The 8298-nt window shown below is 37.2% G+C and carries 9 protein-coding genes; 1 reads left to right on the top strand and 8 read right to left on the bottom strand.

What is annotated here, in order from left to right:
* Positions 1–77: 77 nt before the first annotated feature.
* Positions 78–512: a CBS domain-containing protein gene (locus tag V7266_RS17540; RefSeq protein ID WP_335469494.1), complete on the bottom strand. Its 435-nt coding sequence runs from the start codon at positions 510–512 to the stop codon at positions 78–80.
* 194 nt (positions 513–706) lie between these two features.
* On the opposite strand from V7266_RS17540, the gene V7266_RS17545 reads away from it, so the two are divergent.
* On the top strand, positions 707–1066 hold the full coding sequence (locus tag V7266_RS17545) for a YugN family protein (protein WP_335469496.1): 360 nt from the start codon (positions 707–709) through the stop codon (positions 1064–1066).
* A gap of 182 nt (positions 1067–1248) precedes the next feature.
* Here the strand turns inward: V7266_RS17545 and V7266_RS17550 are convergent, their stop codons facing one another.
* The 7 genes from V7266_RS17550 to cyoE form a co-directional block, all read right to left on the bottom strand.
* Positions 1249–1710, bottom strand: a complete 462-nt coding sequence (locus tag V7266_RS17550; RefSeq protein WP_335469498.1) for a DUF420 domain-containing protein — start codon at positions 1708–1710, stop codon at positions 1249–1251.
* 107 nt (positions 1711–1817) lie between these two features.
* Positions 1818–2723: a cytochrome c oxidase assembly factor CtaG gene (gene ctaG, locus V7266_RS17555; RefSeq protein WP_335469500.1), complete on the bottom strand. Its 906-nt coding sequence runs from the start codon at positions 2721–2723 to the stop codon at positions 1818–1820.
* 324 nt (positions 2724–3047) lie between these two features.
* Positions 3048–3383 (bottom strand): cytochrome c oxidase subunit IVB, encoded by a 336-nt coding sequence (gene ctaF / locus V7266_RS17560; protein WP_335469503.1) that lies wholly within the window; start codon positions 3381–3383, stop codon positions 3048–3050.
* A 1-nt stretch (position 3384) separates the two neighbouring features.
* Positions 3385–4011: a cytochrome (ubi)quinol oxidase subunit III gene (locus V7266_RS17565; RefSeq protein ID WP_335469505.1), complete on the bottom strand. Its 627-nt coding sequence runs from the start codon at positions 4009–4011 to the stop codon at positions 3385–3387.
* Complete coding sequence (ctaD, locus tag V7266_RS17570) at positions 4011–5876, bottom strand: cytochrome c oxidase subunit I (RefSeq protein ID WP_335469508.1); 1866 nt, start codon at positions 5874–5876, stop codon at positions 4011–4013. Before ctaD ends, V7266_RS17565 begins: the two co-directional genes overlap by 1 nt.
* Positions 5877–5907: 31 nt before the next feature.
* Positions 5908–6966 carry a cytochrome c oxidase subunit II gene (gene coxB / locus V7266_RS17575; RefSeq protein WP_335469510.1) on the bottom strand — a complete coding sequence of 353 codons (1059 nt, stop codon included), beginning with the start codon at positions 6964–6966 and terminating at the stop codon, positions 5908–5910.
* A gap of 197 nt (positions 6967–7163) precedes the next feature.
* Positions 7164–8102 (bottom strand): heme o synthase, encoded by a 939-nt coding sequence (gene cyoE, locus V7266_RS17580; RefSeq protein ID WP_335469511.1) that lies wholly within the window; start codon positions 8100–8102, stop codon positions 7164–7166.
* Positions 8103–8298: the final 196 nt, after the last annotated feature.

Here is an 8298-nt window from a genome sequence, read left to right on the forward strand (position 1 = left end):
ACTTAATACTTTAAAAATAAAACAGGCACAATAAGTACCTGTTTTATATGATAAATATTAATATTTATATAATAATCTTAATGCTGAACATCCTTGAAATTCTGTTCTGAAATCTCACTAAGGGCTTCTTTTGCCTGGTCATCTGTAAGCTCACGAATGGCAAAATCTCCGAGGGAGACAATACCTATTAGTTTCTCGTTTTCTACTACAGGCAATCGACGAATTTGATTTTCGGCCATTAATTTTGCTGCTTCTCTGCTGGAAGTGTCTGGACTCACTGTTACCATTTCTTTACTCATGATATCTTCTACTTTCGTGGAACCAGGGTTTTTTTCCGCTATCCCTCTAATAACAATATCACGGTCTGTAATCATGCCCACTAGTTTTTCGTTATCAACAATTGGAATTGCCCCAACATTGAGTTCCTTCATCTTCACAGCTACCTCAAAGATATTATCTAATAAAGTACAACATTCTACCTCATCTGTCATAATGTCCCGAATTTTCTCCATTATAATTTCCTCCAAAGTATTTTTAAACCTCTATTCAATTGTTTAGGCTTTACCAATGCAAACGGTTTTATTCGCTTAAATCTATTCATTGCAAGTTGCTACAATATCAACTATTATTAGAATGAATTATTATTTTACTTCAATACCAATTTAGGAACAAAGGGTTTGGCAACTGTTTTTAGGAGGGATTTAAGATGAAATTCGAGAACACTGGAATTGAGAAATTAAAAGCGGACTTAAACCGTTTAGATGACGTTATGCATGAATACGGTTTAGTTCGGGCGGGACAATGGGATTATGACCGGGTTACATATGACCGAAAATTCGAGCTAAAAGAAGGGGTATTTTATCTTCGTGTTCAAGGTTTTGCGGTGGAGGGTGATGTTGACGTGTTTAAGGCTACGATTCAATTACTGACACCACTTTTAGGAAAACATTATTATCCTCACGGAGTAGAATATGGTGAGGGTGAAAACTTCCCTGCTTCCCTTGTAACTCAATGCAAAAAAATCCTTGAAAATGTAGCAGAAGAAATCGGACAGTTTGCACTATAATGTGCAAGGGCGCACGAACTATTCGTGCGCCCTTCCTTTTTCTTTGCTTATAAAAAAGTCATAAAAAGTAGATCATTACCCTTTACTAAGTATACAAGCAACTAAAATTCATATAATAAAAAGGTGCCAAATTTTGCACCTTTTTCTAAACAAAATATTTTAATTATCCCCAGAGCATCAACTTACAATCCTAGTATTGCTTTTATCATAGACGTTGTCTCTCCACCCTTATAAAAAACATATAACAACAGATAAACAGCAACCCCGGTTATGGCTGTAAAAAACCAAATAAAACTCGTCACTGGTCCCAGCTTGCGATGAATGGGCAGGTTATTTTTATATCCGGTAACTAGAGAAATGATTCCGAAAACGGCCCCAACTGTGGCTAAAGTAATGTGAAAAACCAAAAATACCGTGTAATAAATTTTTATATCTGCAGGTCCGCCAAATGAGGTGTTCCCGATAAAAATTGTTCTAGTAGCGTATATAATAAAAAAGATAAGAGCAAAAACAGCCGCAACAAACATGGTTTTTTTGTGTGCTTCAATTCTTCTTTGCTTTATTTGCCACCAGCCTATCGCAACAGTTATCGCACTTAAAACTATAAAAGAAGTACTAATCGTAGGTAAAATCGGTAAATTCATTATTTATCCTCACTCTCAATTATTCTAACCTCATTTTAGTTTAGTTCTCTTTCCATTTCAAATAATACTATCAAATTCATTAAAAAAGCTCCCCAATTGCGGGGAGTTTATTCAACAAGAGTAGGATTTAAATTATGTTTTTTCATTTCACGTTCTGAGTCTTCTTGATCATTACGGTACCATTCAAAAAATACTTGGCCTAAAACAACAGCGTAAATAATTTCTTGGATTATTTTCATGACGATCCCGCCCAGCCGTTGATCTTCCACTGCAGACATAGAGCTGAAAAATTCCGGTCCAGTTAAATTCAAATTATCAAACGTAGAACCAACACATAAACTCATGACCTGTGACCATACCTTAGGGTCATGGTATGTTGCATATAGTGAGCTATCGGAAAATATAATCAATGCACAAGCAGGAGTTATTAGTATACTGTTAACAAAAATATAAGCCACTTTTTTAATTCCAGTTAAATTCTTATATTCAGGCAGAGGGCAAATTAATGCCCACCACATACCTATTGCAGTCACAAATAAAATAATAGAGTATCCCGCATGAAGAAATCTATTTTGCATGACGTGGTCAAAAACCATTGGTATATGATAGAAAGAAAAGAAAGCATTAAATAAAAGTACTGCAACTACTGGTTTTGAAAATATTTTAAATAACGATCTGATAACCATTAAATTCAAAATCGTTCTCCATAGCCAATTAGGAATGGATAAAATAAACAATGGGGGAACAAGGAAAACTAATAAAACCATCGTAATCCCATGTATATAGAACAAAAGATGTCCCATTAAATCCAATGGTGAGCCCTTAATAACATATAGTAAACATATCGCCGTTAAAAATAGGCTTGCTTGTTTAACAGTTAATGGTTCACTCTCCTGGAACTTATATCTGAATTTTGTCGTCACTAGAAAAAAAGCAGCAGTTAAGGCTAGTAATATTGCTAAATAGTACGGGCTCCAAAGGGCTTTAAATCCAAAAATATCTAAAGAAAGCACCTTGATTTCACCTCATTATATAAAAGATTCTACCATTATTATACCTGTAGAAAATAGACCACGCAAAGTTTTGCATTTTTTCTTTAAAAAAAGGCTGTGTTAAAGGTTACTGTTGATTTTGAGACAATGTTGATTGGAGCGGAAGGCGCTCGACTCCTGCGGGAGTACGGGGCAGGGGAGACCCCACAGGCGCAAAAGCGCCGAGGAGGCTCCCCGTCACGCCCGCGGAAAGCGAGCGACTGGAGCGGAAATCAACATCCAAGATTAACACAGCCTAAAAAAAAGAAAAATCGGTTAAAAGCCGATTTTTCTTCTTTTTACATTTTACCACCAGATAATGGTGCTAAATGCTAATATTGCAGTCAGGCCGACAAATAACCCTGAAAACAGAAACAATTTTGGTGCCTCATGTCCCTTATGGCTCATATGCATGAAATAAAACAATTGAAAAACCACTTGAACGGCTGCTAATAAAATGATAAACGGAACGGTAAACCAAGCCGTAGATCCTTTCATCGATACTGCAGCAAATGCAACTAATGTTAAAAATATCATCAACGCAAAGGAAATTACTTGATATCTCATTTCTTCAGCGCTTTTTTTACGTCGATATTCAAGGTCCACTCTTGGGTTGCCTGAGCTTAATGGTTGATTTGTCATGTTATCCCACCATCCCCATTAAATATACTACAGTGAAGATAAATACCCAAACTACGTCAATAAAATGCCAATAAAGGCTGGCAACATAGAATTTAGGTGCATTGTAAAGATTTAGACCACGTTTAGAGTTTCTAATCATTAAAGTTAAAATCCAACATAAACCAAATGCAACGTGGCCGCCGTGGAAGCCAACAAGTGAATAGAAAGCGGAGCCGAACGCACTGCTGGTAAATTTATGTCCTTCGTGCACATAATTCGTAAATTCATAAACTTCACTGCCAAGGAAACCAAGGCCTAATAAAACGGTTACTCCAAGCCAAAGCATCATTTTCTTGAAGGCAAAGTTCTTCATATGATACATAGCATACACACTTGTGATTGAGCTTGTTAATAACAGCATTGTTGCAAGAAATGTTAGTGGTAATTCAAATAAATCTTTTGCTAAGGGCTGACTTGTATTTGGGACTTTATCTTTTAATGCAAGGTAAGTTGCAAAGAGAGAGGCGAATAAAACGGTCTCTCCCCCTAAGAATAACCAAAAACCAACAAATTTATTTTTTGCCTCAAGGGTAGATTTTTCCGGCTCTGCAGGCCATGTTTCATAAGTCATTTTTTCTTCAGCGTGCATTATGCCTTAGCCCCCTTCTCTTCCTGTAATTCCTCTTTATGGATATGGAATCCATGGTCATCTTTAACGGAACGCGTAAACAATGAACCAAAAGTGATTAAAAGCCCAATAATTAAGACTGGCAATGCCCATGACACTTTATCAACATGATACATTGCACCAAATGCAGCAATGAACAATCCTAATGCAATCACAAATGGAATAAATGAAGAGTTAGGCATATGAATATCACCAAGCGGCTCAGCTGGAGTCATACCTTTTTTCCCTTCCATTTTTTCAATCCAATAAGCATCTAAACCACGAACTAATGGCAGCTGTTTAAAGTTATAAAATGGAGGTGGTGAAGGAATTGCCCATTCAAGTGTTCTACCATCACCCCATGGATCATTACCCACTTTAACATTTTTCACAGAAGTCATTACAACATTAAGGAGCATGATGATTACTGCAATCGACATAAATCCGGCTCCAACAGAGCTGATCATATTTGCAGTTTCAAAACCTTGGCCTGGAAGGTAAGTAAAGACACGGCGCGGCATGCCCCATAAACCTAAGAAATGCTGGATAAAGAAAGTTAAATGGAAGCCAATGAAAAAGAACCAGAATGTGATTTTTCCTAATGTTTCATTTAACATCGTTCCAAACATCTTTGGCCACCAAAGATGTATGCCAGCAAAAATACCGAATACTACACCTCCAACAATAACATAGTGGAAGTGAGCAACAACAAAGTAAGTATCATGATACTGGTAGTCTGCGGAAGCAGCTGCGAGCATTACGCCTGTAACTCCCCCCATAAGGAAGGTAGGGATAAAAGCAAAAGCCCAGTACATTGGAGTAGTAAATTTGATACTTCCCCCCCACATCGTAAACAACCAGTTAAAAATCTTGATACCCGTTGGTACCCCAATTGCCATTGTTGCCACAGCAAAAATAGCATTGGCAACAGGTCCTAAACCAGTTGTGAACATGTGATGTGCCCATACCATAAAGCCTAAGAAACCAATAAGCACTGTCGCAAATACCATGGATGAATAACCGAAAAGACGTTTTCTTGAGAAAATCGGAAAGATCTCTGAAAAAATTCCAAATGCAGGAAGTATTAAGATATACACTTCGGGGTGTCCGAAAATCCAGAAGAGGTGTTCCCAAATAACTGTATTTCCACCCATTGTTACATCAAAGAAATTAGCTCCAAACAGGCGGTCAAACATCATTAAAGTCAAACCAACTGTTAATGGAGGGAATGCAAATAAAATTAAAGCAGATGCTACAAATGTTGTCCAAGTAAATAGTGGCATTCTCATATAGGTCATCCCAGGGGCACGCATGTTAATAATGGTAACAAGGAAATTGATACCACCGATTAATGTACCGATACCCGAGATCTGTAATCCTAGTACATAAAAGTCAACCCCGTGACCTTTAGAATGAAGTGCAAGTGATGCATATGAAGTCCAGCCTGCATCAGGAGCACCGCCCATGAACCAAGATAAATTTAGAAATATTCCTCCGAAGAAGAACAACCAAAATCCTACCGCATTAACAAATGGAAACGCTACGTCACGAGCCCCTATTTGTAATGGCATTACAGCATTCATAAAACCAATTAGCAAGGGCATTGCCGCTAAGAAAATCATTGTTGTTCCGTGCATCGTGAGGATTTCATTATATGCACCTGCACTAACAAAATCATTATTCGGTACAGCAAGCTGGATACGGATAAAAACCGCCTCTAGTCCTCCGACTAAGAAGAAAAATCCACCGGCAATAAAGTATAGGATGGCAATTTTTTTATGGTCAACTGTTGTTAAATAGTCCCATAAGGTTGCGCCGAATCCCTTTTTTTGAGCAATGGTACTCACAATTTTACCTCCCTTTCAACCAATTCCCCTATTATTCCTGAACCTTTAAACTCAATAAGTAATCTGCTACTGCATCAATTTGGTCATCAGTTAAGTTTCCATATTTACCAGTCATCATATTACCTGGTTTATAAGTTTCAGGATTTTTAATCCAATTTTTAAGTTCTTCTTTATTATGATCTAGGATACCTGCCACACGAGATCTGTCACCAAAGTTTGTTAAGTTTGGTGCTACACGAGCAGTGTCAGGCATTTTGTTTGCAGGTGTAACAGCATGACAGCCAATACAGCTTTGATTAAATATTTCTTGTCCTTTGGCCGCTGAAGCTGTTGTTGCTTTTTGTGGTGCTTTTACATTTTGCATGGCCGAAACCCAAGAATCAAATTTATCACGGCTCATTGCTTTAACTTTAAAGTCCATCAGAGCATGTGATGGTCCACAAAGCTCAGCACATTTCCCGTAGAAAAGATTACCAGCTTCATTTGCACGCTTATCATCGAATTCCAGCCAAAATTTATTGGCATTATCTGTGTTGGTATCGATTTTACCACCAACAGCCGGAATCCAGAATGAGTGTTTAACATCCATAGATTTTAAATTAAAATAAACTTTTTCATTTGTAGGAACCACTAATTCCTGACTTGTTACAATTTTTTGACCAGGATATTCAAAATCCCACCAATATAAATGCGATCGTACATTTACAATAAGAGCTTTTGTATTTTTTTTGTCCATCGGACTCACATCCGCAAGCTTAAATGTTGACGCAACAGTTGGAACAGCCAAAATAAGTAGTAATAAAATCGGAATCGTAGTCCAGATAATTTCTAAACGATGACTTCCTTCGACTTGTTTTGGGATACTTTCGTTCTTTCTTCTAAAGCGGATAAATACCAAAACAAAGATTACCACTACTACTAGGATTACTCCCACCATGACGTACGTACTTAACTTCATTAAATCGTATTGTGTGTCTGCAACTTCTCCGGCTGGATTTAACGCAGATAAATATGGTTTCCCACATCCGGAAAGTACAAGCGCTAGAATCGCAAACAACGAAATCAGACGCCACTTTGCAAGCCTTTTCATAGCTTAATCAAACCCCTCTTTCACTAATGAATTCTAATAAATTTTGTTTGGTCAAAGAAGTATGTAGGTTGGCTCTTCCCTTCGTTAGTGATCAATGGCAGAAGTTATGTATTTAAGTATATATGTAACCGTCATCAATCAACTAATTAGGAAAAAGAAAGAGGACTTCCTTTTTCCCGGGTTGAGCCGTAACAAAACTAAATTAATGTAACTATAACCATCGCTACAAAAATAATAGTTAAATATTGCAAAGAATAGACAAACATTAGTTTTGCCCACTTAATGTCATCTTTGACCCTATATCCATAAATCCCCAACACCAGCCAGCCGATATTTAACACGGTAGCCAGAATTAGAAATGGGATCCCTAACTTAGTAAGAAAAAACGGAATTGGCAGAAGTGCAGCTACCCAAACCAAGATATGAATTTTAGTTGTTTTAAAGCCTTTAACCACTGGCAGCATTGGTACGCCTGCGGCTCTATATTCTTCCACTCTTCTCATGGCAAGCGCATAAAAATGTGGAGGCTGCCAGACAAACATTAAAACAAACAATGCCCAAGCCATCATATCTAGATTACCATCAACAGCTGCCCACCCAATTAGAGGTGGTACTGCTCCCGAAATGCTTCCAATAATCGTATTTGATACTAACTGGCGCTTAGACCATAGCGTATAGAGGAAAACATAACTAAAAACTCCAAGCAGTCCAATTACTGTTGCAGTCATTGTAGTAAAGAATAAACTCAGTGTACCCAGTCCAATTAGCAAAATACCAAGTGCCAAGACTTTTACAGGCATTACCTTCCCTGTAACTGTTGGTCTTGTTTTGGTCCTCTCCATTAAGGGGTCAATATCCCGGTCAATATAGTTATTAATGGCACATGAGCCAGCAATAATCAGAGAGGAACCAGCTACTGTAAAAAATACAATATCTAAATTTTCTAAAAAGCTTTGTCCAGAGAAATGAATCGCCAGCCAAAGACCCGTAAATGTGGTAATTAAATTGGAATTAACAATTCCTATTTTAATCAGAGCCAAAAAGTCTTTCCAGACGGTCGTTTTTTCGATTGTTCCTTGTAGACTTGCAGCACCATTTTCAATGGCCGAATCTCCATAAGCCTTAGAGTTGGACATATCATTTCCTCCTAATCCTACTAACAAATATTCACCAATAAGGGAACTTAAATACTTACTGATTTTTATAAATAAATAGTGCTGTCTAAAAATAAAAGGGTAAGCTCTTAAATTTTATTTAGCTTCTATTACTTAAGAAGGTAATTTAACCTTTCAAAAATCATTAGTTTTAAAACACTTTCTCTGTATATTAAAT

Source organism: Neobacillus drentensis (genome assembly GCF_036965645.1).
In the GTDB taxonomy this organism is placed as follows: Bacteria; Bacillota; Bacilli; order Bacillales; family Cytobacillaceae; genus Neobacillus; species Neobacillus drentensis_D.